The organism is Pseudomonas sp. TE12234 (assembly GCF_054061835.1).
This window is the reverse complement of record NZ_JBSSEP010000017.1, coordinates 65186-91087: the sequence shown is the minus strand read 5'-3', so window position 1 is coordinate 91087 and position 25902 is coordinate 65186. Positions and strand designations below refer to the sequence as shown.

Below are 25902 nucleotides of genomic sequence, written 5' to 3'. Positions count from 1 at the left end.
CGCGATGAGGATGTAACATTCAGCAGAGATGTCGAATGTGAATCAGTCATCGCGGGCAAGCCCGCTCCCACATTGGTTTGTGTTGATTTCAAAACGGCACGCCTTCAGTGAGACACCCATGTCCTCAACTCAGCCCCTCGGCCAACCCGCCTACGTCCTCCACTCCCGCGCCTACCGCGAAAGCAGCGCGCTGGTGGACTTCCTCACGCCGCAAGGTCGGCTGCGGGCGGTTTTGCGCAGTGCACGAGGCAAGGCCGGGACCCTGGCGCGGCCATTCGTGCCGCTGGAAGTCGAATTTCGAGGGCGGGGCGAGCTCAAGAATGTGGGGCGCATGGAAAGCGCTGGCGTTTCCACCTGGCTCAACGGTGAGGCATTGTTCAGCGGCCTTTATCTCAATGAGTTACTGATTCGTCTGCTGCCCGCCGAAGATCCGCATCCCGCCGTATTCGATCATTACGCCGCCACATTGCTGGCCCTGGCCGAAGGCCGGCCGCTTGAGCCGTTGTTGCGCTCATTCGAATGGCGGCTGCTTGACGACCTGGGCTACGGCTTCGCCTTGACCACTGACATCCATGGCAATGCCATCGCAGCGGATGGACTCTACCGGTTGCAAGTGGATGCGGGGCTGGAGCGGGTTTACCTGTTACAACCGGGGCTGTTCAATTGCGCCGAGCTGCTGGCGATGGCCGAAGCCGACTGGTCAGCACCGGGGGCCCTATCGGCAGCCAAACGCCTGATGCGCCAGGCACTGGCCGTGCATCTGGGTGGTCGACCGCTGGTTTCCCGCGAGTTGTTTCGAAAACCGTAAATTCCCCATGTATGCTGTGCACCGAACTTTCTCTTCTTCTGGAGCGCTTCTGTGACCACCAGCACCCGCATTCTTCTTGGCGTAAACATCGACCACGTTGCCACCCTGCGTCAGGCCCGGGGAACTCGCTATCCGGACCCGGTCAAGGCTGCGCTGGATGCGGAAGAGGCGGGCGCTGACGGCATTACCGTGCACCTGCGTGAAGACCGTCGCCACATCCAGGAACGCGATGTATTGCTGCTCAAGGACGTGCTGCAAACCCGCATGAACTTCGAAATGGGCGTCACCGAAGAAATGATGGCTTTCGCCGAACGTATTCGCCCGGCGCACATTTGCCTGGTACCGGAAACCCGTCAGGAGCTGACGACCGAGGGTGGTCTGGACGTGGCCGGCCAGGAAGCGCGGATCAAGGCTGCCGTGGAACGTCTGTCGAAGATCGGTTCTGAAGTGTCACTGTTCATTGATGCCGACGAGCGCCAGATCGAGGCTTCCCGCCGTGTTGGCGCACCGGCCATCGAGCTGCACACCGGGCGTTACGCCGATGCCGAGACACCGACCGAGGTGGCTGAAGAGCTCAAGCGCGTTGCCGATGGCGTGGCGTTTGGTCTGGCCCAGGGCCTGATCGTCAACGCCGGCCATGGCCTGCACTACCACAACGTCGAAGCCGTGGCCGCGATCAAGGGCATTAACGAACTGAACATCGGCCATGCGCTGGTGGCTCATGCGTTGTTCGTGGGCTTCAAGTCGGCTGTATCGGAAATGAAATCGCTGATTCTGGCGGCGGCTGCCAAGGCTTAAAACCGAGCGCAAAACCAATGCGGGAGCGAGTCTGCTCGCGATGGCGGCCGGACAGTTACGATTGAAGTGACTGAAAGGGCTTCATCGCGAGCAGGCTCGCTCCCGCAATTGTTTGATGGGGGCAGTTAAAGCGGAGCCGGTTCCGGAGCCGGTTTGGTCTTGTCGATCCCGGGCACGTGCAGGTTGCCCTCGGCCACTTGATCGCCTTCAAGCTGCGGCTGCGTGACCCAGGTCAGGATGTCGTAGTAGCGGCGGATGTTGGCCACAAAATGCACCGGCTCGCCGCCACGAGCATAGCCGTATCGGGTTTTGCTGTACCACTTCTTCTCGGAGAGGCGCGGCAGCATTTTCTTCACGTCCAGCCACTTGTCCGGGTTCAGGCCTTCCCTGGACGCCATTTTGCGCGCGTCATCCAGGTGACCAGTGCCGACGTTGTAGGCCGCCAGGGCAAACCAGGTGCGGTCCGGTTCCTGAATCGACTCGTCGAGCTGATCCTTCATGTAAGCCAGGTATTTGGCGCCGCCCATGATGCTCTGCTTGGGGTCGAGGCGGTTGGACACGCCCATGGCCTGCGCAGTGTTCTGGGTCAGCATCATCAGGCCTCGCACGCCGGTTTTGGATGTGACGGCCGGTTGCCACAGCGATTCCTGATAGCCGATGGCTGCCAGCAGGCGCCAGTCGACTTTCTCTTTCTTGGCATAGGCCTTGAAGTGCTGCTCGTACTTGGGCAAACGTTGCTGCAAGTGTTGGGCGAAGGTGGTGGCACCCATATAGCCAAGCACATCGACATGCCCGTAATAGCGGTCTTTGAGGCGTTGCAGGGTGCCGTTCTTCTTGACCTTGTCCAGGTAGGCGTTGATCTCGTTGAGCAGGCTGTTGTCATCGCCAGCCGCCACTGCCCAGCTCTGGTTGCTGGCGTCACCCAGGTCAAAGGCGACCCGGATATTGGTGAAGTACACCTGGTTCATCGCGACTTCGTTGGAGTCCACCAGGGTCAGATCGATCTGCCCCTCATCGACCATGCGCAACAGGTCGACGACTTCGACGGCGTCGGACTCTTCGTATTCAATGCCGGGAAATTGCTTTTTCAGCTGCGCCAGTTGTTCGGCGTGGGTGCTGCCCTTGAGCACCATGATCTTCTTGCCCACCAGATCTTTCGCTTCGGTAGGGCGCGACTGGCCGTTGCGATAGATGATCTGTGGGGTCACTTCCAGATAGGAGTGGGAAAACCGTACCTGCTTTTTGCGCGCTTCGCTGCTGACCAGCCCTGCGGCCGCGAGTACCGGGCCTTTGGGTTTGCCCACCTCGTTGAACAGGTCGTCGAGGTTGTCGGCAGTCTCGATCTTGAGCTCGACCCCCAGATCGTCGGCGAAGCGCTTCACCAGCTCGTATTCGAAGCCGGTTTCACCGTTGCGATCCTGAAAGTAAGTGGCGGGGCTGTTTCGGGTGATCACCCGCAGCACACCATCCTCCTTTACGCGCTCCAGTGTGTTGGGTTTATCAACACAGCCACTGAGCATCAGGAAGAGTCCGGTTGCGATCAGCCATTTGGCGAACCGCGGACGCAAAGCCATTGGGGAAAACATTTGCGCAGTATACGCAAAGGACAACGAGCGCCATATCTCGACAGCAAAGGGCTTGTCTGCTAGAGAGCGAAAATCCCACTTGGAGCCCGCAGGAATGGGCTTTAAGCACTTTTTATGACAGTGAAAATAACGGGTGAAAAGTGCTCCGGTCGGCCCTGGTTTTTCGCTCGGACGCCCGCCCGGACGCCCGGGTGCAACCGTGCGTAGCGTTTCGGGTGATGTCGCGGGCTGTTTAGGCTAGAATGCACGGCCTCAAAGCACACCCCTTCCCGAGGCTGTCCCGAAGATGTTGATCCTGCGCGGCGCTCCTGCCCTTTCTGCCTTTCGCCACAGCAAGCTCCTTGAGCAACTGAGCCAGAAGGTCCCGGCTGTCAGTGGCCTGTATGCTGAATTCGCTCACTTCGCCGAAGTTACCGGCGTCCTGACCGACGACGAACAGCAGGTGCTTGCGCGCCTTCTGAAGTACGGTCCAAGCGTTCCGGTCCAGGAGCCGACCGGTCGTCTGTTTCTGGTGTTGCCGCGTTTTGGCACCATTTCGCCATGGTCGAGCAAGGCCAGCGACATCGCTCGCAATTGCGGCCTGACCAAGATCCAGCGCCTGGAGCGCGGCATCGCGTTCTACGTTGCCGGCCAGTTCAGCGATGCTGAAGCGCAACTCATTGCTGATGCGCTGCACGACCGCATGACCCAGATCGTCCTGGGCAACCTCGAGCAGGCCGCCGGCCTGTTCAGCCACGCCGAACCCAAGCCCCTGACCGCGATCGACGTGTTGGGTGGCGGCCGCGCCGCGCTGGAAAAAGCCAACACCGAGCTGGGCCTGGCCCTGGCTGAAGACGAAATCGACTACCTGGTCAACGCGTTCGTCGGCTTGAAGCGCAACCCGCACGACATCGAGCTGATGATGTTTGCCCAGGCGAACTCCGAGCACTGCCGTCACAAGATCTTCAACGCCAGTTGGGACATCGACGGTGAAAGCCAGGAAAAAAGCCTGTTCGGCATGATCAAGAACACCTACGTGATGCACAGCGAAGGCGTTCTGTCGGCTTACAAGGACAACGCTTCGGTGATCGTCGGCTCCGTGGCCGGGCGTTTCTTCCCGGACCCTGAAACCCGCCAGTACGGCGCGGTGCAGGAGCCGGTGCACATCCTGATGAAGGTCGAGACCCACAACCACCCGACCGCGATTGCCCCGTTCCCGGGCGCGTCCACCGGTTCCGGTGGCGAGATCCGCGACGAAGGTGCAACCGGGCGTGGCGCCAAGCCGAAGGCTGGCCTGACCGGATTCACCGTGTCCAACCTGCAGATTCCGGGCTTCGAACAGCCATGGGAAGTGCCATATGGCAAGCCTGAGCGCATCGTTACCGCGCTCGACATCATGATCGAAGGCCCACTGGGCGGCGCGGCGTTCAACAACGAATTCGGCCGTCCTGCACTGACCGGCTACTTCCGTACCTTCGAACAATCCATCACCACCCCGCACGGTGATGAAGTTCGCGGCTACCACAAGCCGATCATGCTGGCTGGCGGCATGGGCAACATCCGTGAAGAACACGTCAAGAAAGGCGAAATCGTCGTTGGCTCCAAGCTGATCGTGCTCGGCGGCCCGGCGATGCTGATCGGTCTGGGCGGCGGCGCGGCTTCCTCCATGGCCACCGGCACCAGCTCGGCCGACCTGGACTTCGCTTCCGTACAGCGTGAAAACCCTGAGATGGAGCGTCGCTGCCAGGAAGTCATCGACCGTTGCTGGCAACTGGGTGACAAGAACCCGATCAGCTTCATCCACGACGTGGGTGCGGGCGGTCTGTCCAACGCCTTCCCGGAACTGGTCAACGACGGCGACCGTGGTGGCCGTTTCGAACTGCGCAACATTCCAAACGACGAGCCGGGCATGGCCCCGCACGAAATCTGGTCCAACGAATCCCAGGAGCGTTACGTACTGGCCGTCGGCCCGGCTGACTTCGAACGCTTCAAGGCGATCTGCGAACGCGAGCGTTGCCCGTTCGCCGTGGTCGGCGAAGCCACTGCCGAGCCGCAGCTGACCGTGACCGACAGCCACTTCGGCAACAGCCCGGTGGACATGCCGCTGGAAGTATTGCTGGGCAAAGCCCCGCGCATGCACCGTTCGGTGGTGCGTGAAAACGAGCTGGGCGACGATTTCGATCCGTCGACCCTGAACATCGGCGAATGCGTCGAGCGCGTCCTGCATCACCCGGCCGTGGCGAGCAAAAGCTTCCTGATCACCATCGGCGACCGCACCATCACCGGCCTCGTGGCCCGTGACCAGATGGTTGGCCCCTGGCAGGTTCCGGTGGCCGACGTTGCCGTCACCGCCACCAGCTTCGACGTCTACACCGGTGAAGCCATGGCCATGGGCGAGCGTACTCCGCTGGCGCTGCTGGACGCTCCGGCGTCGGGCCGCATGGCCATCGGCGAAACCCTGACCAACATCGCAGCCTCGCGCATCGCCAAGATCTCCGACATCAAGCTGTCGGCGAACTGGATGTCGGCTGCCGGTCACCCGGGCGAAGACGCGCGTCTGTACGACACCGTCAAAGCGGTCGGCATGGAACTGTGCCCTGAGCTGGGCATCACCATTCCGGTGGGCAAGGACTCGATGTCCATGGCCACGCGCTGGAACGATGAAGGTGTGGACAAGGCGGTCACTTCGCCAATGTCCCTGATCGTGACCGGTTTCGCGCCAGTGACTGACATCCGTCAGACCCTGACCCCGCAACTGCGCATGGACAAGGGCACCACCGACCTGATCCTGATCGACCTGGGCCGCGGCCAGAACCGCATGGGCGCCTCGATCCTCGCCCAGGTTCACGGCAAGCTCGGCAAGCAGGCTCCGGACGTCGACGACGCCGAAGACCTGAAAGCCTTCTTCGCCGTGATCCAGGGCCTCAATGCGGACGGTCACCTGTTGGCCTACCATGACCGTTCCGACGGTGGTCTGCTGACCAGCGCCGTGGAAATGGCCTTCGCCGGTCACTGCGGTCTGAGCCTGAACCTCGACGGTCTGGCGGAAACTTCCGCCGATATCGCTGCCATCCTGTTCAACGAAGAGTTGGGTGCGGTGATCCAGGTTCGCCAGGACGCCACCCCGGACATCCTCGCGCAGTTCAGCGCTGCCGGCCTGGGCGAGTGCGTGTCGGTGATCGGCCAGCCGATCAACAACGGCGAGATCAGCATTACCTTCAACGGCGACACCGTATTCGAAGGCCAGCGTCGTCTGCTGCAACGCCAGTGGGCCGAGACCAGCTACCAGATCCAGCGTCTGCGTGACAACGCCGACTGCGCCGATCAAGAGTTCGACGTGCTGCTGGAAGAAGACAACCCGGGCCTGAGCGTCAAGCTCAGCTACGACGTCAACCAGGACATCGCCGCGCCTTACATCAAGAAAGGCATCCGTCCACAGGTCGCCGTGCTGCGTGAGCAGGGCGTCAACGGCCAGGTGGAAATGGCGGCGGCGTTCGACCGCGCCGGTTTCAACGCGATCGACGTGCACATGAGCGACATTCTGGCCGGCCGTGTCGACCTGAACGAGTTCAAGGGCATGGTCGCTTGCGGTGGCTTCTCGTACGGCGACGTACTGGGTGCCGGTGAAGGCTGGGCCAAGTCGGCGCTGTTCAACAGCCGTGCCCGCGATGCGTTCCAGGGCTTCTTCGAGCGTAACGACAGCTTCACCCTCGGTGTGTGCAACGGTTGCCAGATGATGTCCAACCTGCACGAACTGATTCCGGGCAGCGAGTTCTGGCCGCACTTCGTGCGTAACCGTTCCGAGCAGTTCGAAGCCCGTGTGGCGATGGTGCAGATCCAGGAGTCGAACTCGATCTTCCTGCAAGGCATGGCCGGTTCGCGTATGCCGATCGCCATTGCTCACGGCGAAGGTCACGCCGAATTCGCCAGCGAAGAAGCGTTGCTGGAAGCCGATCTGTCCGGTTGCGTGGCGATGCGTTTCGTCGACAACCACGGCAAGGTCACCGAAAACTACCCGGCCAACCCGAACGGCTCGCCGCGCGGGATCACCGGTTTGACCAGCCGCGACGGTCGCGTGACCATCATGATGCCGCACCCGGAGCGTGTGTTCCGCGCCGTGCAGAACTCGTGGCGTTCGGATGACTGGAACGAAGACGCCCCTTGGATGCGCATGTTCCGTAACGCTCGCGTGTGGGTGAACTAAGAGCCGTGTACAAGCTCAGCTTTTTTGTTCCCGACAGCCATGTCGACGTGGTCAAAAGTGCCGTATTCGCCGCCGGTGGCGGGCGGATCGGTGCTTACGATCACTGCGCATGGCAGGTGTTGGGCCAAGGCCAGTTTCGTCCACTGGAGGGCAGTCAGCCGTTCATTGGCGAAGCCGGGCAGGTCGAGCGGGTCGAGGAATGGAAGGTCGAGTTGGTAGTGGCTGACGAGTTGATTCACTCGGTGGTGGTGGCGCTGCAACAGAGCCATCCCTATGAGACACCGGCGTATGAGGTGTGGCGGTTGGAGGATTTCTGATCGCTGAAATGAAAAACCCGCTGAGTTTGATTTCAGCGGGTTTTTTGGGGGTTGGGTTTCAGCAGTGTGGGAAGGTGCTCAGTCAGCGCAGCGGAATCTAATCTTACGGGCGTGCCACCGTAAACTGGACAACTGCACTCGGCTCGGAAGTGAGACCATTTTTACTCTGTCGTGCTTGGATGCTATGGCTGCCTTCTCCTAGCGTTAGCGAGCTGTACCATTTGTTATCCACCACCAACGCGTCGTTTAACTTTGTACCTGCGCCATTGAGCAATTCGACTGTATTGCCCACTTCGCATAATCCATCGATTGCCAAAGCCCCCACCGGGTGGGTACTGCCCGTGACGGGGACTCGAATTGATGGTGCGGGGGGGCGGGGGGTGTCGATGATCCTGATGAACTGCTGATGAATTTTTTTACTTATCCTCTGCCCAGAGTGTCCATCACCTACTTCAATATCGACATATTCATCACGGGGTGTGCGGTGAGGGCCAACCATCACTTTCCAGCGGTCACCGACTGAATATCCGTAATAGTCGGCATTACCCCACCAGGTCACTACGTAAGTAAATGATTCAGTGCCTGAATATGGGGTGCGCGTACCGCTGAATTCGGAAATACCCATTGGAACGTTTCTTCGTTGTCCGGGCGTATCTTCGGGCGTATCCCAGGTGAATTCCAGTTCGTTGTTTGTCAATCCGACTCCAATCCAGCGTCCTACCACATCGGATACGTCATCACCGACCACCTGCCGAATCTTCACATAGGCCACCTGGCTCTGCCTCCATGTATGTGCGTATGACCAGGTGGTACCGGTCACTACCGCTTTGCCTAACATGTTTTCATCCAGATCAAATACAGCAACTGTCGCGTTCAACGTACACGATCCCTTGAACTGCACTATGCCGCCGATGGGAATGGAGCTGTTGACGTTGGGCTCTGTCACTTCGGGCAAGGGGATTGTGCCCTTATCGCGCACTATGAATGTCGGGACTGGTCCAGGATCCGAGGTAATGCCATCGACAGTTTGTCGAACCTGAAAAGTATGGTCGCCCGGTGAAAAATCCTTCAGCGAATGGGACCACTTTGTGCCGATGGCCGGCACAGTTACCCATGACGACGAGATCAATAGCTCTACTTGCGCGTTATCCACGCACGTGCCGCAAATGCGAATGTAATCAGAATACACTGCACCCAATTTTGGCCATTCGACCACCGGCACGGGTGGTTTCGTCGATTTTGCGGTTGAAGTGATTTTGTCCGTATTTTCTGCTTGGTCTACGCTTGAATCGCTCATGGTCTTGCACTCCTGGCGCAGGCAGACTTGCCTGGGTCTGGTGCAGATTCTCGGATAGATCATCAATAGTAAAAACCTGACAGAAATGACAGTTCAGACCAACGGTAGTCGTTGGGATCAATGGTGCGGATGAGTTGATTCACTCGGTGGTGATGGCGCTGAAACAGAGCCATCCCTATGAGGCACCGGCGTATGAGGTGTGGCGGTTGGAGGATTTCTGACCGCTGAAATGAAAAACCCGCTGAAAGCGATTTCAGCGGGTTTTTTGTTGCGCGAAACAAAGGGAGCTACGGACGAATCTCGATCATCGTGCCATCCGGCACCAGATTCCAGACTTCACGCATGTCCATGTTGCGCATGGCGACGCAGCCATCGGTCCAGTCCAGGGTGTGGAACAGGTCTTCCGGGGTGTCTTCTGTGTCCGGGGTGCCATGGATCATGATCATGCCGCCGGGCTCGACACCTTCGCGGCGCGCGCGTGCGGAGTCAGTGATGTTCGGGTAAGAAATGTGCATCGCCAGATTGAAGTTGTTGCTGGTCTTGCGCCAGTCGATCCAGTAGAAACCCTCCGGCGTACGTTTATCGCCCTCCATCAGTTTCGGCCCCCTCGGGTTTTTGCCCAGGGAAATGCGATAGGTCTTGACCGGCTTGCCGTCATTGATCAATTGCAATTGATGTGCGGACTTGAGAACCAGGACTTTCTCGATGACCTTGCCGTTCAGCGTTTCCACGGCAGAAGCCTGGGACACCGTGATGAACGACAAGCAAAACAGGGCAAGCAACCAGCGCATTGAAACGATTCCCCAAAAAGGTGTCTCGATTATTCATTTATAGATGTTTTTTAGTTGGCAGGCTGAGCAAGCGGCGGGATCGATTCGGACCGCACGGGGTAGGCCTCGGTCCGCCGGTCAGCGAAGAAGCATTCTAAGGTACGGCCCACCGTGCGGAAAGCCAGCTCATCCCAGGGAATGTCGACTTCGTCGAATAATTGCACTTCCAGGCTTTCGGGGCCGGCAGCGAAGTTCAGGTCCGCCAGTTCGGCGCGGAAAAATACATGCACCTGGCTGATGTGCGGCACGTCGATCAGGGTATAGATGCTCAGGTTGCGCACCCGGGCACAGGCTTCCTCGGCGGTTTCGCGAATCGCCGCCTGTTCGATGGTCTCGCCGTTCTCCATGAAGCCGGCGGGCAGGGTCCAATAACCCAGGCGGGGCTCGATGGCGCGTCGGCACAGCAACACCTTGGTGCCCCAGGTCGCCACGCAACCGGCGACGATATTGGGGTTCTGGTAATGAATGGTCTGACAGCGGTCGCAGACGAAACGAAGGCGCGAATCGCCTTCGGGAATGCGCTGGGTCACCGGGTTGCCGCATTGACTGCAAAATTTCATGCTTGGGTTCCTGAATGCTGCGCCTATCTTGGCGTGCGGCGGTGTCCGTCGGCAAGTTGTCGTTTCGCGACACGCTGCTGTACGAGGGGTTGGGCGGCCGAAGCGATTGGTGCATGATGCAGGGTAAGGCACAGATCGAGAACACTCATGCTGGACGAGCTACTGCATCGGGTAAGTAACCATACTCCGCGCACGTTGGAGACCGACCGACGTTTCCCCGAGGCCGCCGTCCTGGTGCCCATCACCCGCAGTGACGAGCCGGAGCTGCTGTTGACCCTGCGTGCCAGCGGCCTCTCGACCCACGGCGGCGAAGTCGCCTTTCCCGGCGGCCGACGCGATCCTGAAGACCCCGACCTGATTTTCACCGCCCTGCGCGAAGCTGAAGAAGAGATTGGTTTGCCGCCAGGATTGGTTGAAGTGATCGGCCCGCTCAGCCCGCTGATTTCCCTGCACGGGATCAAGGTCACCCCTTATGTCGGGGTGATTCCCGATTTCGTCGAATACCAGGCCAACGATGCCGAGATTGCCGCGGTGTTCAGCGTGCCCCTGGAGTTCTTCCGCAAGGACCCGCGCGAACACACCCACCGCATCGATTATCAGGGCCGCAGCTGGTACGTGCCGAGTTATCGCTATGGCGAATACAAGATCTGGGGCCTGACGGCAATCATGATTGTCGAGTTGATCAACCTGCTCTATGACGCCAAAATCAGCCTGCACCAACCGCCCAAAAGCTTTATCAATACCTGAAGCCATCACTCCAATGGCCTGAACACGCCGCTGCCTGCGCCTTGAGGACAACACGATGAAATACCGCCTGGGCGACGCCCGTGTCGAGACCCACCCACAGAGCTGGGTCGCTCCCAATGCCGTGCTGGTGGGCAAGGTCAAGCTGGAAGAGGGGGCCAACGTCTGGTTCAACGCCGTGCTGCGGGGCGACAACGAGTTGATCCTGATCGGCAAGAACAGCAACGTCCAGGATGGCACCGTGATGCACACCGACATGGGCTACCCGCTGACCATCGGCACCGGCGTGACCATTGGCCATAACGCCATGCTGCATGGCTGCACCGTAGGGGACTACAGCCTGATCGGCATCAATGCGGTCATTCTCAACGGCGCAAAAATCGGCAAGAACTGCATCATCGGCGCCAATTCACTGATTGGCGAAGGCAAGGAAATTCCGGACGGTTCACTGGTGATGGGCTCGCCCGGTAAAGTGGTGCGCGAATTGACCGAACCGCAGAAGAAAATGCTCGAAGCCAGCGCCGCTCACTACGTGCATAACGCCCAGCGTTACGCTCGCGATCTGGTTGAGCAAGAAGAATGACGACCACCGAACGCCCCGTATCATCGCCCTGTGTGAATATTTGCGCGCTGGACGACGATGACATCTGCACGGGCTGTCAGCGCACGGTCGAAGAGATTACCCGCTGGAGCCGTATGACCAACGACGAACGCCGCACGGTGCTGGGGTTGTGCCATGAGCGGGCCAAGGCCAGCGGGTTGGTGTGGATGTTGCCGACCAAATCTGGTCGCTGAATTAGAGTGGACTTTTTGTGGCGAGGGAGCTTGCTCCCGCTGGGCTGCGCAGCAGACCCGATCTGTTCGATGTCATTCATCTGACACACTGCGCCTTCTGGTTTGGGAGCGCTGCGCGCTCCAGCGGGAGCAAGCTCCCTCGCCACAGGTTATCTGTGCATTGAAGATGAAGTACCCTGTGCGCAAATTGACAGGTACCCTCATGCTCTTCCTCATCGCCTACATCAGCAGCGTCGTGCTGATCAACTACGCCTTTTCCACCGCGCCGCACCTGGACATCATTTGGTCAGCCTGGGGTGGTCTGGTGTTCATCCTGCGCGACATGGTGCAAACCCGCTTCGGTCATGGGGCCATCGCAGCCATGCTGGCGGCGCTGGTGCTGTCCTATATCACCTCCGATCCGTCCATTGCCCTGGCCAGCGCCACGGCGTTCGCGGTCTCCGAATGCATTGACTGGCTGGTGTTCAGCCTCACCAAGCGTCCGCTGCACGATCGTCTGTGGATAAGTTCGGCCCTGAGTATTCCCCTCGATACCTTCATTTTCTTCGGCATGATCGACGCACTGACCCCCGGCGTGATCCTCACCGCGCTGGGCTCGAAGTTCGCCGGTGTGACCGCCGTGTGGCTGATCATGGCCTGGCGCTTGCGCAAACAGGCCCTCGTCAGCTGAAGCCAAACCCTGTGGTTCATGTAAAATGCCGCGCTTTCTCCCCATGGATCGTGCGTATTTCGCCGTATCCTCGATGATCCGCTCCTTTGAGGACCTGAGATGACCCGTATCGGAACTCCATTGTCGCCGACTGCGACCCGCGTATTGATGTGTGGCTGTGGCGAGTTGGGCAAGGAAGTGGTGATCGAGCTGCAACGCCTGGGCGTTGAAGTGATTGCCGTGGATCGTTATGCCAATGCACCGGCCATGCAGGTTGCCCACCGCAGCCACGTGATCAACATGCTCGATGGCGCCGCCCTGCGTGCGGTGATCGAAGCCGAGAAGCCGCACTTCATCGTGCCGGAAATCGAAGCCATTGCCACCGCGACCCTGGTTGAGCTGGAGTCCGAAGGCTTCACCGTGATCCCGACCGCGCGCGCCGCCCAGTTGACCATGAACCGTGAAGGCATCCGTCGCCTGGCCGCCGAAGAGCTGGACCTGCCGACCTCGTCGTACCACTTCGCCGACACCTTCGAGGACTACAGCAAGGCGGTCGAGGACCTCGGTTTTCCGTGCGTGGTGAAGCCGGTCATGAGTTCGTCGGGCAAAGGCCAGAGCCTGCTGCGCAGTGTCGATGACGTCAAGAAAGCCTGGGATTACGCCCAGGAAGGCGGCCGCGCCGGTAAAGGCCGGGTGATCATCGAAGGCTTCATCGATTTCGACTACGAAATCACCCTGCTGACCGTGCGTCATGTCGGCGGCACCACGTTCTGTGCGCCGGTCGGCCATCGTCAGGAGAAGGGCGACTACCAGGAATCCTGGCAGCCTCAAGCCATGAGCCCGATTGCCCTGGCAGAATCGGAGCGCGTGGCCAAAGCCGTGACCGAAGCCCTGGGTGGCCGTGGTCTGTTTGGCGTGGAGCTGTTCATCAAGGGCGATCAGGTGTGGTTCAGCGAAGTGTCGCCGCGCCCGCACGACACCGGTCTGGTTACGCTGATTTCCCAGGACCTGTCGCAATTCGCCCTGCACGCCCGGGCGATCCTGGGCCTGCCGATTCCATTGATCCGTCAGTTCGGGCCTTCGGCTTCGGCGGTGATTCTGGTGGAAGGGCAGTCGACCCAGACCGCTTTCGCCAACCTGGGCGCCGCATTGAGCGAGCCGGACACCGCGTTGCGTTTGTTCGGCAAGCCTGAAGTCAACGGCCAGCGCCGCATGGGTGTGGCATTGGCTCGCGATGAATCGATCGAAGCCGCTCGCGCCAAAGCGACCCGTGCGTCGCAGGCGGTGGTCGTCGAGCTGTAAGCGCTTCTCAGGCAGGTCCGCAACCTTGTGGGAGCGGGCTTGCCCGCGATTGCGGTGGGTCAGTCGATATCAATGTTTGATGTGCTGACGCCATCGCGGGCAAGCCCGCTCCAACAGGTTCGATGCCAGGCATCAGGCCCGGGTCGGCCTATAATTTCGGGATGCCCAAGACCCTTCTTCAAAAAGCATCAGGCCTGTACCCCATGAATTCCCAAAGCATCATCGTCCCGAAAATTTCCACCTTGCCGGTACACGAACCCCGGGCCCGGGCGATCGTGCGTTGGCTGGTGCGCAAGAACATCGTCAAGGAAGAGCTGACAACCTGCGGTCGCACCGGCAATCGCATGGCCCACGCCATCGCCGAGGGCGCCCGTGATGTGGTCCTGCACCCCGAAGCCCTGCCGTTTGGCGAACAGATCAACGGTCTGGAGATCGTCACCAAGCGCTGCATCTATACGCCGGCCAAGGGATTTCTTGGCGAGGCCGGTTGTGCCGAGTGTCGCAGGGAAATAGGTGAAGCCTTGTTCGAGAGCCTGGAAGACTGGATGCCGGGGCGTACCGACAACTTCACGTGTCCGGAATGCGGGCATGAAGACGACATCAACGGCTTTCTGTTCCTGCAGGAATGCGGCTTTTCCAACCTGGGCTTCATCTTCAACAACTGGGCCGAGGCCGGGTTCAAGCAGAGCTTTCTGGACGAGTTTGCCGATTGGCTCGATCAGCCGGTCAGTTGGGTCAAAGTCGAACTCTAAATAACGGTAGGAGCGAGCTTGCTCGCGAAAACCTGAAGGCGACGTTGGTTTGCAGAAAGAAGCATGCGTTATCGTTAACGACCATCGCGAGCAGGCTCGCTCCCACAAAAAAACAGCAATCCGTACCGCTGTGATCCCCGTATATCAGTAATGCCAATAATAGACAGAGTTTTACATTGAACCCGAGGGGGTGTCTGACTATAATGGCGCGCTTCCATTTTCCCGCTCGGGAGCCCCCGCGATGCTGCGTATCAGCCAAGAAGCTCTGACATTCGACGACATTCTCCTAGTGCCTGGTTATTCCGAGGTGCTTCCTAACGAAGTCAGTCTCAAGACCCGCCTTACCCGTGGCATCGAGCTGAATATCCCACTGGTTTCCGCTGCCATGGACACCGTCACTGAAGCCCGTCTGGCAATTGCCATGGCTCAGGAAGGTGGTATCGGCATCATCCACAAGAACATGACCATCGAGCAGCAAGCTGCCGAAGTGCGCAAGGTCAAGCGTTACGAAGCCGGTGTGGTCAAGGACCCGATCACCATCGACGCCGACGCTACCGTGCGCGAGCTGTTCGAATTGACCCGCATGAACAACATCTCCGGCGTTCCGGTGCTGCACAATGGCGACCTGGTCGGCATTGTCACCTCCCGTGACGTACGTTTCGAGAACCGCCTGGAAGCCACCGTCCGTGATGTGATGACGCCTAAAGAGCGTCTGGTCACGGTCAAGGAAGGCGCCGACAAGAACGACGTCCGCGAGCTGCTGCACAAGCACCGCATCGAACGCGTTCTGATCGTCGACGACAAATTCGCCCTCAAGGGCATGATGACCGTCAACGACATCGAAAAAGCCAAGGCTTACCCGCTGGCCAGCAAGGACGATCAAGGTCGTCTGCGCGTTGGCGCCGCCGTCGGCACCGGTAAAGACACCGGTGATCGCGTCGCGGCCCTGGTCAGCGCCGGTGTTGACGTGGTGGTGGTCGACACTGCCCACGGTCACTCCAAAGGCGTGATCGACCGCGTTCGCTGGGTCAAGCAGAACTTCCCTGAAGTGCAGGTCATCGGCGGTAACATCGCCACCGGCGCTGCTGCCAAGGCCCTGGCCGAGGCCGGCGCTGACGCGGTCAAGGTCGGTATCGGTCCTGGCTCGATCTGCACCACCCGTATCGTCGCCGGTGTCGGCGTCCCGCAAATCAGTGCCATCGCCAACGTTGCCGCTGCCCTTGAAGGCACTGGCGTTCCGTTGATCGCCGACGGCGGCATCCGTTTCTCCGGTGACCTGTCCAAGGCCATCGTGGCCGGTGCCTCCTGCGTGATGATGGGTTCGATGTTCGCCGGTACTGAAGAAGCGCCGGGCGAGATCGAACTGTTCCAGGGTCGTTCGTACAAGGCTTATCGCGGCATGGGTTCGCTGGGCGCCATGTCCCAGGCTCAAGGCTCCTCCGACCGTTACTTCCAGGACTCCTCGGCAGGCGCCGAGAAGCTGGTTCCGGAAGGCATCGAAGGGCGTGTTCCGTACAAGGGCACCCTGAGCGCCATCATCCATCAACTGATGGGCGGCCTGCGTTCTTCCATGGGCTACACCGGTAGCGCCAACATCGAAGAAATGCGCACCCGGCCTGAGTTCGTGCGGATCACCGGCGCTGGCATGGCCGAGTCCCACGTTCACGACGTGCAGATCACCAAAGAAGCGCCAAACTACCGCGTAGGTTGAGCCTTCTAGCAAAAAGTTAACGACCGGGGCTGTTTTATTCAGCCCCGAGTTGTTTCTGAATCACGACTGTTTCTGAATGACTTAGACGAGACTGAATCATGGCCCTCGATATTCACGCTCACCGCATCCTGATCCTCGACTTCGGTTCCCAGTACACCCAGCTGATCGCCCGTCGCGTTCGCGAAATCGGTGTGTACTGCGAACTGCATCCGTTCGACATGGACGAGGAAGCGATTCGCGAATTCGCTCCGAAAGGCGTCATCCTCGCCGGTGGCCCCGAGTCCGTGCACGAAGCCAACAGCCCTCGCTGCCCGCAAGCTGTCTTTGATCTGGGCGTGCCGGTTTTCGGCATCTGCTACGGCATGCAGACCATGGCCGAGCAACTGGGCGGCAAGGTAGAAGGTTCCGAGCTGCGTGAGTTCGGTTATGCCCGCGTAGACGTGGTCGGCAAGAGCCGCCTGCTCGACGGCATCGAAGACCACATCGACGCCGACGGCCTGTTCGGCCTCGACGTGTGGATGAGCCACGGTGACAAGGTCACCAGGATGCCGGAAAACTTCCACATCCTGGCCAGCACCCCGAGCTGCCCGATTGCCGGCATGTTCAACGACGAGCGTGCCTACTACGGCGTGCAGTTCCACCCGGAAGTGACCCACACCAAGCAGGGCGGTCGCATCCTGTCGCGCTTCATCCTCGACATCTGCGGCTGCGAAGCCCTGTGGACCCCGTCGAAAATCGCTGAAGACGCCATCGCCCAGGTGCGTGCCCAGGTCGGCACCGACAACGTGCTGCTCGGCCTGTCCGGCGGTGTGGATTCGTCGGTGGTTGCCGCGCTGCTGCACAAGGCCATTGGCGACCAGCTGACCTGCGTGTTCGTCGACAATGGTCTGCTGCGTCTGCACGAAGGCGAGCAAGTGATGGCCATGTTCGCCGAGAACATGGGCGTCAAGGTGATCCGCGCCAACGCCGAGGAGCAGTTCCTCAACAACCTGGCCGGCGAGTCCGACCCGGAGAAGAAGCGCAAGATCATCGGCCGCACCTTCATCGACGTATTCGATGCCGAATCCTGCAAGCTGGACAACATCAAGTACCTGGCCCAGGGCACCATCTACCCGGACGTGATCGAATCGGCTGGCGCCAAGAGCGGCAAGGCTCACGTGATCAAGTCGCACCACAACGTGGGTGGCCTGCCGGAAGAAATGAACCTCAAGCTGGTTGAACCCCTGCGCGAGCTGTTCAAGGACGAAGTCCGTCGTCTGGGCCTGGAGCTGGGCCTGCCGTACGACATGGTCTACCGTCACCCGTTCCCGGGCCCGGGCCTGGGCGTGCGGATCCTCGGTGAAGTGAAGAAGGAATACGCCGACCTGCTGCGTCGCGCCGACCACATCTTCATCGAAGAACTGCGCAAGGCCGACTGGTACCACAAGGTCAGCCAGGCATTCGTGGTGTTCCAGCCGGTGAAATCGGTTGGCGTGGTGGGTGATGGCCGTCGTTACGCCTGGGTCGTGGCCCTGCGTGCCGTGGAAACCATCGACTTCATGACCGCGCGTTGGGCACACCTGCCTTACGAACTGCTGGAAACCGTCAGCGGCCGCATCATCAATGAGATCGAAGGCATCTCTCGCGTCACCTACGACGTGTCGAGCAAGCCGCCAGCGACCATTGAGTGGGAATGATCGAGTTTGAGCCGGTAAACCCAGGCTCAAAACGAGAGTGACAAAAAGGAAGCCCCCGATCGCGAGATCGGGGGCTTCTTGCATTTCAGTGGCAGAGTCCTCCAGCGAAGCAGCCGAGGGGTTACAACGGCAACCGGCCTTCAAGGTGCATGCCCATGCGGCTGAGGCCCCAGGACAGCTCTGTGATGTTGGCGTAGGGCACCTGATGCACTTCGGTCCATGCGGGGCGATTGATCAGGTAGTTGCCATCAACCGTCCGCTCTACCAGGGTTCGGACCACCTGGCGGTCTCTGCTGCGATGAATCAGTGTCCAGTTACCGTTCGACTTCTCAAACGTGAACATGCCTTGCCTGAACAGCATCCGGCTCAGTTCCTCTGGCGTCCTTTCGAGCAACGGCAGTGGCATCTGCAGGCTCAAGTCTGCGTGCAGGGTGTCAAAGTTTCCCTCGGTGGATTCGGGTTGAGTGGCAAAGCCACGACCCACCTCGATGCCTCGATCCTGTTCAATCAGCAGGCTTTCTTCCGGCAACACCTCTTCGATGCGCAATCCGATACCGCCCTGCATTTCGCTGATGCCAGGCATACCGCGAAAGGTATTGATGTTTTCCTGATCCGTCAGCACCACCCATTTGCTCGCTCCATTGAGCGCTTTGTCGGTCTGCATCAGGGTGTGGGTGAGGTAGGTCTTGATGGCTTGCTCATGCATGTCGGGAAGCGGTGCGCCGGGGTAGCGGTAACTGGCCAGACAGTCAGTTGCCTGAATTCGAATACCGTTTTGTTGAGCCGCCTTGACCACTTCGAGTGGGGTGAAGCGTCCGGAGGGATCGCTTTGCAGCTTTTGCAAATACGCTTCCAGATCGCTTGGCATTGACCCGGTCTTGAAGAATTGATCGAGTTCCGCTTGGTTGAAATCGTTGAGCAGGCGATGGAAATAGATCGTCTTGACGTCCTGTCGGGCCAGGACCGGCATGTTCTCGATCAGAAACCGCATGCTGGCGATGCGGTCCTGGCTTTCGCCGATGACCAGGCCGGGGGCCGCTTCAAAGACCTTCGTAATCAATTGTTCGGCAGTGGTGGCTGGCGTCACGGCAGGCAGCTCAGGGCGCGGTGGTAGCGAAGCGGCGAAACCGTCGTGAGCGAAGAACAGACGCGCGTCCTGTGAAAGCTTGGCGCGAGGGGCTGCGATGTACTCCTCGTAGGTGCTCAGTCCGCGAAAACTTCCATCTGGCTGACGGACGACTTTGATATGGGTTTCAGTTTCACCCAGCGCCAGTTGCCTGAAACGGTACCGGTTAACGTTATCGTATTGCGTGGAGGGGCTGCGCAGGATGGGCTGTGCCGGCTCTTGGACAGAAGCAGGCCCCGGTGCAGGCGCAGGCGATTGCGACGATCCCGGATGCCGGTTGCCGCCGCCCTTGAGTCCGGATCGAGGTGCCAGCTCCCACTCGCCCTGGGCATTGAGACGCACAGGCAGCGATCCTGAAAACGCGTGCGGGTTTTCCGGATCAATGATGGCCCAGGTCCCGCTGCCGTTGGGGTCGGCTTCATAGCGCACGTAGTAGGCGATGTCTTCCAGCATGATGGCGGTGGAAGGGTTGGAATCGAGTTGATAAATGCCCTGGTATTGCCCGGACTCACTCATCGGTGTTCGACCTTCGAGCAGTTCATTGGCTTGCCAGTGCTTGGGAATTTCCATGGGCTGCGACGTTTCAGACAAGGAAGAGTCCAGTTCAATGGGCGGTTCGGTGGGCAAGCCCACGGGCTTCAAGTCCTCGGTAACCAATGCCTCTTTGAGCTCATCGAGGTTGCCCGGAGCGATTTCCTCCAGTGATCCCGGCCCTTTGAGGAGCAGGAGGTTGAACAGCAAATCGATGCTGCCCAGCACGGCGCCAAGAATGCCGGCCTTGCGCTCCACGGCGGTTTTTCCGTTAACCGCCTGGTCGATGTTCAACCCCATGCTGGCGATACTGGCGCCGACCAGCGGCAGGGCAACCGGCCAACCGACCACCGCCATGGGGCCGAATACTTTCAAGCCGGCGCTGAGGTAACCGATCCACAGTTTCTTGCGCAGATCGCCATTGGACGTCAGGGAGAGTTCGGCTTCGGCGAACATGGCGTTCTTGCTCGAATGGCACAGCCAACTGAAGGCATCGCCGCTGACGCTGCGATTTTCTTTGTTGATCAGATGATGGTCGTATTGGCCCCAGGTGCTGACCAGCCTGTTCATGATATCGGTGATGTGCTCGGCGATGGTCTGGCGATCGGCCAGGGCAAAGTGGGTCATGAACGTCTGGCGCGCGGCTTCCTCGTTCATTTCCTGCAGTATCCAGTAATGCATGTCCGTCGCGGTTTCCAGCACCTTGAAGGCGACGGCTTCACCGGGCAGGTAGACAATCTGGCGGCCGCTGGGCGAGACAAAACGAAGGATGTTGGTGGCGACGTGACCGTCGACGTCCAGGGTCCTGACATTGTCGGCACAAGGATGCCGTGCCTGCAGCTGCGTCAGATCCACCGGCCAGGTGATCGGCCCCATTACGGCATGGGTGACGAATTGAAAGTCTTCGTCGCTCAGCTGGCGCGCGTCCCTGGCCTTCACGGCCTGGATCAGGAAATTGCATTTGGCCAGGGTGCGGAAGTCATCGGCGCAAGTGTTCCAGAAGGTGAACAGGCGCTCGCGGTACATCGAACTGAAATCGAGGCTCCAGAATGCCTTGAGCACTTCGTTGCCATGCAGGCGCACTTCGTTGGTTTCATTGTAGGTCCCGGCGTTAGCGCCGGCGGTATAGAAGCCCGCATAGACGTCCAGCAGGTCGGCGTTGTCCTGGTCGCTGGTGCGAAAGCGGTGGATGACCAACTGCGTCAGGGTCATGGAGGACGTCGGCGTGGCGTGGACGTGCTCCCAGCCGGTAAAGGCCTTCGAACTGCTTTGGGAGGCGTCGAAACGGTGGAAGTAGACCTGATCCGGATCGAGACCGGTGATGCCGGACTTTTTCAGCAGGTCACTGGCCACCTCGTGGGCCGTGTCCTGCAGGCCGGGGCAGGTCCGGATTATCCGGGTAGCAATGGCCTTGAGCGCCGCTTTATCGGCGGCATTGGGCAGCGGGCGTGTTTCGTTGAGGTTCATGCACTCTCTTTCCTTGAGAAGACGGGAGCGCAGGATGCCCCGTTCACCCAAGGCATGTGCACTACATAGTTATGCCCTCGGTGGATGTGCGGGCACACGTCACCCTTACTGTTTCGCAATTGCAGGTGTATCGTATTCGCCTTTTGCGGGCCCAGGGCCCGAAGCTGATACGTGAGGTAGTTGAGTACATGTCCTTTACCCGTCGACAAATACTCGGTGGTCTGGCCGGTCTTGTAGTGGTTGGCGTGGGGGCGGGGGGCGCGTCGCGCTACTGGCTGGGCAAGAGGGCTGACGCCGAGGCGGGCCACGACTACGAGCTGATCGCCGCACCGCTGGACGTCGAGCTGGTGCCGGGACACACAACCCAAGCCTGGGCGTTCGGCCCGTCGGCGCCGGGCACCGAGCTGCGGGTACGTCAGGGCGAATGGCTGCGGGTGCGCTTCATCAACCACCTGCCGGTCGCCACCACCATTCACTGGCATGGCATCCGCCTGCCGCTGGAAATGGACGGCGTGCCCTACGTTTCGCAACTGCCGGTGCTGCCGGGCGAATACTTCGACTACAAATTCCGCGTGCCGGACGCCGGCAGCTACTGGTATCACCCCCATGTGAACAGCAGCGAAGAGCTCGGCCGTGGCCTGGTTGGCCCGCTGATCATCGAAGAGCGCGAGCCGACCGGTTTCAAGTATGAAAAAACCTTGAGCCTCAAGAGCTGGCACGTCGATGAAAAGGGTGCTTTCGTCGCGTTCAGCGTTCCTCGCGAGGCGGCCCGTGGCGGCACGGCGGGGCGTCTTTCGACCATCAACGGTGTCCCGCAAGCGGTGATCGATTTGCCCGCCGGCCAGATCACCCGCGTGCGCCTGCTCAACCTCGACAACACCCTGACCTATCGTCTGAACATCCCCGGTGTCGAAGCGCAGATCTATGCGCTGGATGGCAACCCGGTCGAGCCGCGCCCGCTCGGCAAGGAATACTGGCTCGGCCCCGGCATGCGCATTTGCCTGGCGATCAAGGCGCCACCGGTCGGCGAAGAGTTGTCGCTGCGCAACGGCCCTGTACGGTTGGCGACGTTGCGCTCTGTGGCCAATACCGATGCGCCGACCGAATGGCCACCCGCGCTGCCCGCCAACCCGGTGGCCGAACCGGATCTGGCCAATGCCGAGAAACTCAACTTCAATTTCGAGTGGGTGGGCTCGGTGTCGGTAAACGTCGATAATGGCAAGCCGCCGAGCCTGTGGCAGATCAACGGCAAGGCCTGGGACATCACCGACAAGACCTGCGCCGACCGGCCGATTGCCAGGCTCGAGAAGGGCAAGAGTTACATCTTCGAATTGAAAAACATGACTCAATACCAGCACCCGATCCACCTGCACGGCATGAGCTTCAAAGTCATCGCCTCGAACCGGCACAAGGTCATTCCGTACTTCACCGACACCTACCTGTTGGGCAAGAACGAGCGCGCGCAAGTGGCACTGGTGGCGGATAACCCGGGCGTGTGGATGTTCCATTGCCATGTGATCGACCACATGGAAACCGGCCTGATGGCCGCGATCGAGGTGGCCTGATGCGTCAGATACGTCCCGCCGCCATCATCGACCGTAGCCGTGACCGCGATTTCATGCGTGAAGCCCTGGCCCTGGCCGCCCAGGGCGCCGCATTGGGCGAAGTGCCCGTGGGCGCGGTGCTGGTGCAGGACGGCGAAATCATCGGGCGCGGCTTCAACTGCCCGATCAGTGGCAACGACCCGAGCGCCCACGCCGAGATGGTCGCCATCCGCGCCGCCGCCCAGGCCGTGAGCAACTATCGCCTGCCGGGCAGCACGCTGTACGTGACCCTGGAGCCGTGCAGCATGTGCGCCGGGCTGATCGTGCACTCGCGGATTGCGCGGGTGGTGTATGGCGCGCTGGAGCCCAAAGCCGGAATCGTGCAGAGCCAGGGACAGTTCTTCACCCAGGGCTTCTTGAATCACCGGGTGTTGTATGAGGGTGGGGTGTTGGCCGAGGAGTGTGGCGCGGTGTTGAGCGAGTTTTTCAAGGCGCGGCGCGCCAAACCCGCTGAATAAAGGACAACATCAAACCCTGTGGGAGCTGGCTTGCCAGCGATAACGGTAGATCAGTCGACATCAATGTTTGATGTGCCGACGCCATCGCTGGCAAGCCAGCTCCCACAGGTTTTTGCTGCGTTTTTGAGGTCGGCTTATTTCTTCGCGACAATCACAGCCCGCATCGGCGCCGGCAGCCCTTCGATGGTCTTGCTGTGATCGTGCGGATCGAGGAAATCACTGAGCGACTGATACTTCATCCACTCCGTGCCGCGCTGTTCCTCGACCGTGGTCACGCTCACGTCCACGCACTTCACATCGCTGAACCCGGCGCGGCGCAGCCACAATTCCAGCGCCGGCACCGAGGGCAGGAACCACACGTTGCGCATTTGCGCATAACGGTCTTCCGGCACCAGCACCTGGTGTTTGTCGCCTTCGACCACCAGGGTTTCCAGCACCAGTTCGCCGCCCTTGACCAGGCAATCCTTCAGCGCCAGCAAATGCTCGATCGGTGAGCGGCGGTGGTAGAACACGCCCATGGAAAACACCGTGTCGAAGCCTTCCAGGTTCGGCGGCAGGTCTTCGAAGGGGAAGGGCAGGTGCCAGGCATTCGGCTCGGACAGGTAACGCTGCACGGCCTGGAACTGGCAGAAGAACAACCAGTTCGGGTCGACACCGATCACGCTGTCCGCGCCGGCGCCGAGCATGCGCCACATGTAATAGCCGTTGCCGCAGCCGACATCGAGGATGCGTTTGCCCTTGAGGTCCAGGTGCGGAGCCACCCGCGACCATTTCCAGTCCGAGCGCCATTCGGTGTCGACGTGCACGCCAAACAGGTCGAACGGCCCTTTGCGCCAGGGTGACAGGCCCATCAACGCCGTGCGCATCTGCGCGCGGGTGGCATCGTCGCAATCGGTGTCCAGTGTCAAGCCGTTGAGCAAATCGACTTCGCTCGGCTGCAGTTTCGGCAGGGCGTCCAGCGCACTTTGCCAGCGCTCCAGGTCGCCGTGACCCTTTTCCATTTTCTTGTCGAGTTGCGCTTGCAGGGTGTTGGCCCAGTCGGCCAGCGGTGTGCCCGCCAGACGGCGGGCGAGAGGGGACAGATCAATCATGGCAAGGCAATCAACGAGGCAAAGTTAAGACACTGGAACCACGGCACGACTTTCGAGAACCCGGCGGCCAGCAGGCGTTCGCGGTGTTCTTCGAGGCTGTCGGGCTTCATGACATTTTCGATGGCACTGCGCTTCTGGGCGATTTCCAGTTCGCTGTAGCCGTTGGCGCGTTTGAACGCGATGTGCAGATCGGTGAGCAACGCGTGCTCTTCGGGATCGTTGAAGCGCAGTTTTTCCGAGAGGATCAGCGCACCGCCGGGCAGCAGCGACTGACGGATGCGCGACAGCAATGCCGTGCGGTGTTCCGGAGCGATGAATTGCAGGGTGAAGTTCAGCGCCACCACCGAGGCTGGCTGGAAGTCGAGGGCGAGGATGTCGCCTTCGATCACTTCCACCGGCAGCAACTCCTGGAACATCGAGTCCTGGCCGTTGAGGTACTCGCGGCAGCGCTCGACCATGGCCGCCGAGTTATCCACAGCGATCACCCGGCAACCGTCGGTACGCACGTGGCGACGCAGGGCCTGGGTCACGGCACCCAACGACGAACCCAGGTCATAGAGCACACTGTTGGGCTGGGCGAACTGCGCGGCGAGCACACCAAGGTTTTCCACGATGGTCGGATAACCTGGCACCGAGCGCTTGATCATGTCCGGGAACACCCGCACCACGTCCTCGTTGAAGGCGAAGTCAGGCACCTGGGCCAAAGGCTGGGCGAAAAGGCGATCGGGTTCTTTGCTCACGGCGGTTCCAGCGGCGTAGGTGGAAAAGGCCGGCATTTTAGCCAAGTTGGCGCGGGGATGCGCGGGTTGTCTGATAAAGCGAAGGCTTTGTGGCGAGGGAGCTTGCTCCCGCTGGGCTGCGCAGCGGCCCTCAAACCATTCACCTTTGTTTTATCAGGACTACTTCATCAGCCGCATTTACGACGGCTGCGCCGCCGAACGGGACGGTGCGGCGATCCGACAAGCTCCCTCGCCACAGGGGTTAGCGTTTGTTTTGGGTGAACGCCGAGGCGGTAATGCCCCATTGCCCCAGCCAGTAGCTGAGGATGATCACATACGGCGCGGCTTCGAACGGCACCACAAAGCGACTGATGCCAATCACGCTGTCGGAAAACACAAACGCCACGGCGCCAGCGGCAGCCAGCAGCGCCGAGCGCTTGGGCACGTCGGTGCCGAGTCGGGCCAGTGCGCGCCAGAGCATGGTGCTGATGGCCAGGCCATAGACGATCACCGGGATCAGCAACGGCCCAAGTCCATGAGAAATCAGAATCCCCAGCAACACGGCGCCGACACCCATGGCCAGGATCAGCGGCAATACGGCCAGGCGCCGACAATCGCTCAAATACGCTTTCAAGTAAGCCAGATGCGCGACCAGGAACGCCCCGAGGCCGAACACGAACAAATCCCCCGGCCACGCCAGCAGCACATCGCCGAGCAGGGAGAAGATCAAGCCGAGGCTGATCCAGCGCCGATATTCGCTCGGTGGCGCGTCGTGCAACCAGCCGAGCAGCGCCAGGACCGGCAGCGGCTTGACCAGCAGGCACAGCAGCGCGGCGTGCACGCTCAGGCCGTAGAGGAACGTCACTGCGCCCATGAGCGCCAGAATCAGCCAGCCCAC

General features: G+C 60.3%; 22 protein-coding genes and 1 pseudogene. 15 read left to right on the top strand and 8 right to left on the bottom strand.

All coding sequences use genetic code 11. From position 1 onward, the window contains the following. Positions 1-118 precede the first annotated feature (118 nt). The gene (gene recO, locus ACVWYU_RS23230) at positions 119-808 is read left to right on the top strand and encodes a DNA repair protein RecO (RefSeq protein ID WP_457373766.1); all 690 of its coding nucleotides are present in this window, start codon (positions 119-121) and stop codon (positions 806-808) included. Positions 809-859: 51 nt separating this feature from the next. Further along, positions 860-1606 (top strand): pyridoxine 5'-phosphate synthase, encoded by a 747-nt coding sequence (gene pdxJ / locus ACVWYU_RS23225; protein WP_247255911.1) that lies wholly within the window; start codon positions 860-862, stop codon positions 1604-1606. 125 nt (positions 1607-1731) lie between these two features. On the opposite strand, the gene mltF is transcribed toward pdxJ, so the two are convergent. Continuing rightward, positions 1732-3192 (bottom strand): membrane-bound lytic murein transglycosylase MltF, encoded by a 1461-nt coding sequence (gene mltF, locus ACVWYU_RS23220; RefSeq protein WP_248914426.1) that lies wholly within the window; start codon positions 3190-3192, stop codon positions 1732-1734. Between the two features lie 286 nt (positions 3193-3478). Between mltF and purL the strand changes: the two genes are divergently transcribed. Both purL and ACVWYU_RS23210 read left to right on the top strand, forming a co-directional pair. Beyond that, positions 3479-7375 carry a phosphoribosylformylglycinamidine synthase gene (gene purL, locus ACVWYU_RS23215; protein WP_090316587.1) on the top strand — a complete coding sequence of 1299 codons (3897 nt, stop codon included), beginning with the start codon at positions 3479-3481 and terminating at the stop codon, positions 7373-7375. A 5-nt stretch (positions 7376-7380) separates the two neighbouring features. Beyond that, the gene (locus tag ACVWYU_RS23210) at positions 7381-7692 is read left to right on the top strand and encodes an NGG1p interacting factor NIF3 (protein ID WP_457373765.1); all 312 of its coding nucleotides are present in this window, start codon (positions 7381-7383) and stop codon (positions 7690-7692) included. Between the two features lie 103 nt (positions 7693-7795). Here the strand turns inward: ACVWYU_RS23210 and ACVWYU_RS23205 are convergent, their stop codons facing one another. After that, entirely contained in the window at positions 7796-8989 is a 1194-nt protein-coding gene (locus tag ACVWYU_RS23205) for a hypothetical protein (protein WP_457373764.1), read from the bottom strand. 125 nt (positions 8990-9114) lie between these two features. On the opposite strand from ACVWYU_RS23205, the pseudogene ACVWYU_RS23200 reads away from it, so the two are divergent. Next, a pseudogene (locus ACVWYU_RS23200) lies at positions 9115-9210 on the top strand (NGG1p interacting factor NIF3); the annotation flags it as partial. 66 nt (positions 9211-9276) lie between these two features. Here the strand turns inward: ACVWYU_RS23200 and ACVWYU_RS23195 are convergent. Together ACVWYU_RS23195 and ACVWYU_RS23190 are read right to left on the bottom strand one after the other, a co-directional pair. After that, positions 9277-9780 (bottom strand): L,D-transpeptidase family protein, encoded by a 504-nt coding sequence (locus ACVWYU_RS23195; RefSeq protein ID WP_090316595.1) that lies wholly within the window; start codon positions 9778-9780, stop codon positions 9277-9279. A gap of 50 nt (positions 9781-9830) precedes the next feature. Beyond that, entirely contained in the window at positions 9831-10379 is a 549-nt protein-coding gene (locus ACVWYU_RS23190) for an NUDIX hydrolase (RefSeq protein ID WP_247255908.1), read from the bottom strand. Between the two features lie 147 nt (positions 10380-10526). On the opposite strand from ACVWYU_RS23190, the gene ACVWYU_RS23185 reads away from it, so the two are divergent. From ACVWYU_RS23185 to guaA, 8 genes are all read left to right on the top strand, one after another. After that, positions 10527-11126: a CoA pyrophosphatase gene (locus ACVWYU_RS23185; protein ID WP_090316600.1), complete on the top strand. Its 600-nt coding sequence runs from the start codon at positions 10527-10529 to the stop codon at positions 11124-11126. Between the two features lie 55 nt (positions 11127-11181). Next, positions 11182-11706 (top strand): gamma carbonic anhydrase family protein, encoded by a 525-nt coding sequence (locus ACVWYU_RS23180; protein WP_047538150.1) that lies wholly within the window; start codon positions 11182-11184, stop codon positions 11704-11706. After that, on the top strand, positions 11703-11918 hold the full coding sequence (locus ACVWYU_RS23175) for a DUF1289 domain-containing protein (protein ID WP_390958913.1): 216 nt from the start codon (positions 11703-11705) through the stop codon (positions 11916-11918). Before ACVWYU_RS23180 ends, ACVWYU_RS23175 begins: the two co-directional genes overlap by 4 nt. Positions 11919-12120: 202 nt before the next feature. Continuing rightward, positions 12121-12588, top strand: coding sequence for a preQ0 transporter (locus ACVWYU_RS23170; RefSeq protein WP_457373763.1), 468 nt, complete (start codon positions 12121-12123; stop codon positions 12586-12588). A gap of 99 nt (positions 12589-12687) precedes the next feature. After that, the gene (gene purT / locus ACVWYU_RS23165; RefSeq protein ID WP_457373762.1) at positions 12688-13869 is read left to right on the top strand and encodes a formate-dependent phosphoribosylglycinamide formyltransferase; all 1182 of its coding nucleotides are present in this window, start codon (positions 12688-12690) and stop codon (positions 13867-13869) included. Positions 13870-14072: 203 nt separating this feature from the next. After that, positions 14073-14621 carry a sugar ABC transporter ATPase gene (locus tag ACVWYU_RS23160; RefSeq protein WP_090316610.1) on the top strand — a complete coding sequence of 183 codons (549 nt, stop codon included), beginning with the start codon at positions 14073-14075 and terminating at the stop codon, positions 14619-14621. 241 nt (positions 14622-14862) lie between these two features. Beyond that, positions 14863-16332, top strand: coding sequence for an IMP dehydrogenase (gene guaB, locus ACVWYU_RS23155; protein ID WP_090316613.1), 1470 nt, complete (start codon positions 14863-14865; stop codon positions 16330-16332). 98 nt (positions 16333-16430) lie between these two features. Next, positions 16431-18008, top strand: coding sequence for a glutamine-hydrolyzing GMP synthase (gene guaA / locus ACVWYU_RS23150; RefSeq protein WP_457373761.1), 1578 nt, complete (start codon positions 16431-16433; stop codon positions 18006-18008). A 121-nt stretch (positions 18009-18129) separates the two neighbouring features. Here the strand turns inward: guaA and ACVWYU_RS23145 are convergent, their stop codons facing one another. Further along, a complete protein-coding gene (locus ACVWYU_RS23145) occupies positions 18130-21132 on the bottom strand; it encodes a membrane-targeted effector domain-containing toxin (RefSeq protein ID WP_457373760.1) in 3003 nt (1000 codons plus the stop codon). A 188-nt stretch (positions 21133-21320) separates the two neighbouring features. On the opposite strand from ACVWYU_RS23145, the gene ACVWYU_RS23140 reads away from it, so the two are divergent. Together ACVWYU_RS23140 and tadA are read left to right on the top strand one after the other, a co-directional pair. After that, positions 21321-22697, top strand: a complete 1377-nt coding sequence (locus ACVWYU_RS23140; RefSeq protein ID WP_457373759.1) for a multicopper oxidase family protein — start codon at positions 21321-21323, stop codon at positions 22695-22697. Continuing rightward, the gene (gene tadA / locus ACVWYU_RS23135) at positions 22697-23194 is read left to right on the top strand and encodes a tRNA adenosine(34) deaminase TadA (RefSeq protein WP_103405798.1); all 498 of its coding nucleotides are present in this window, start codon (positions 22697-22699) and stop codon (positions 23192-23194) included. Before ACVWYU_RS23140 ends, tadA begins: the two co-directional genes overlap by 1 nt. Positions 23195-23328: 134 nt before the next feature. Here tadA and cmoB read toward each other — a convergent pair whose 3' ends face one another. The 3 genes from cmoB to ACVWYU_RS23120 form a co-directional block, all read right to left on the bottom strand. Beyond that, on the bottom strand, positions 23329-24285 hold the full coding sequence (gene cmoB / locus ACVWYU_RS23130) for a tRNA 5-methoxyuridine(34)/uridine 5-oxyacetic acid(34) synthase CmoB (protein ID WP_390958923.1): 957 nt from the start codon (positions 24283-24285) through the stop codon (positions 23329-23331). Further along, complete coding sequence (gene cmoA, locus ACVWYU_RS23125; RefSeq protein ID WP_174552466.1) at positions 24282-25061, bottom strand: carboxy-S-adenosyl-L-methionine synthase CmoA; 780 nt, start codon at positions 25059-25061, stop codon at positions 24282-24284. The genes cmoB and cmoA overlap by 4 nt, the downstream gene beginning before the upstream one ends. A 205-nt stretch (positions 25062-25266) precedes the next feature. Further along, complete coding sequence (locus ACVWYU_RS23120) at positions 25267-25902, bottom strand: lysoplasmalogenase (RefSeq protein WP_457373758.1); 636 nt, start codon at positions 25900-25902, stop codon at positions 25267-25269.

Excerpts from the sequence above, each read along its gene's own strand:
- recO (WP_457373766.1), top strand. The coding sequence starts at position 119 with ATGTCCTCAACTCAGCCCCTCGGCCAACCCGCCTACGTCCTCCACTCC.
- mltF (WP_248914426.1), bottom strand. The coding sequence starts at position 3,192 with ATGTTTTCCCCAATGGCTTTGCGTCCGCGGTTCGCCAAATGGCTGATC.
- purL (WP_090316587.1), top strand. The coding sequence starts at position 3,479 with ATGTTGATCCTGCGCGGCGCTCCTGCCCTTTCTGCCTTTCGCCACAGC.
- ACVWYU_RS23205 (WP_457373764.1), bottom strand. The coding sequence starts at position 8,989 with ATGAGCGATTCAAGCGTAGACCAAGCAGAAAATACGGACAAAATCACT.
- ACVWYU_RS23195 (WP_090316595.1), bottom strand. The coding sequence starts at position 9,780 with ATGCGCTGGTTGCTTGCCCTGTTTTGCTTGTCGTTCATCACGGTGTCC.
- ACVWYU_RS23190 (WP_247255908.1), bottom strand. The coding sequence starts at position 10,379 with ATGAAATTTTGCAGTCAATGCGGCAACCCGGTGACCCAGCGCATTCCC.
- ACVWYU_RS23185 (WP_090316600.1), top strand. The coding sequence starts at position 10,527 with ATGCTGGACGAGCTACTGCATCGGGTAAGTAACCATACTCCGCGCACG.
- ACVWYU_RS23180 (WP_047538150.1), top strand. The coding sequence starts at position 11,182 with ATGAAATACCGCCTGGGCGACGCCCGTGTCGAGACCCACCCACAGAGC.
- ACVWYU_RS23175 (WP_390958913.1), top strand. The coding sequence starts at position 11,703 with ATGACGACCACCGAACGCCCCGTATCATCGCCCTGTGTGAATATTTGC.
- ACVWYU_RS23170 (WP_457373763.1), top strand. The coding sequence starts at position 12,121 with ATGCTCTTCCTCATCGCCTACATCAGCAGCGTCGTGCTGATCAACTAC.
- purT (WP_457373762.1), top strand. The coding sequence starts at position 12,688 with ATGACCCGTATCGGAACTCCATTGTCGCCGACTGCGACCCGCGTATTG.
- ACVWYU_RS23160 (WP_090316610.1), top strand. The coding sequence starts at position 14,073 with ATGAATTCCCAAAGCATCATCGTCCCGAAAATTTCCACCTTGCCGGTA.
- guaB (WP_090316613.1), top strand. The coding sequence starts at position 14,863 with ATGCTGCGTATCAGCCAAGAAGCTCTGACATTCGACGACATTCTCCTA.
- guaA (WP_457373761.1), top strand. The coding sequence starts at position 16,431 with ATGGCCCTCGATATTCACGCTCACCGCATCCTGATCCTCGACTTCGGT.
- ACVWYU_RS23145 (WP_457373760.1), bottom strand. The coding sequence starts at position 21,132 with ATGAACCTCAACGAAACACGCCCGCTGCCCAATGCCGCCGATAAAGCG.
- ACVWYU_RS23140 (WP_457373759.1), top strand. The coding sequence starts at position 21,321 with ATGTCCTTTACCCGTCGACAAATACTCGGTGGTCTGGCCGGTCTTGTA.
- tadA (WP_103405798.1), top strand. The coding sequence starts at position 22,697 with ATGCGTCAGATACGTCCCGCCGCCATCATCGACCGTAGCCGTGACCGC.
- cmoB (WP_390958923.1), bottom strand. The coding sequence starts at position 24,285 with ATGATTGATCTGTCCCCTCTCGCCCGCCGTCTGGCGGGCACACCGCTG.
- cmoA (WP_174552466.1), bottom strand. The coding sequence starts at position 25,061 with ATGCCGGCCTTTTCCACCTACGCCGCTGGAACCGCCGTGAGCAAAGAA.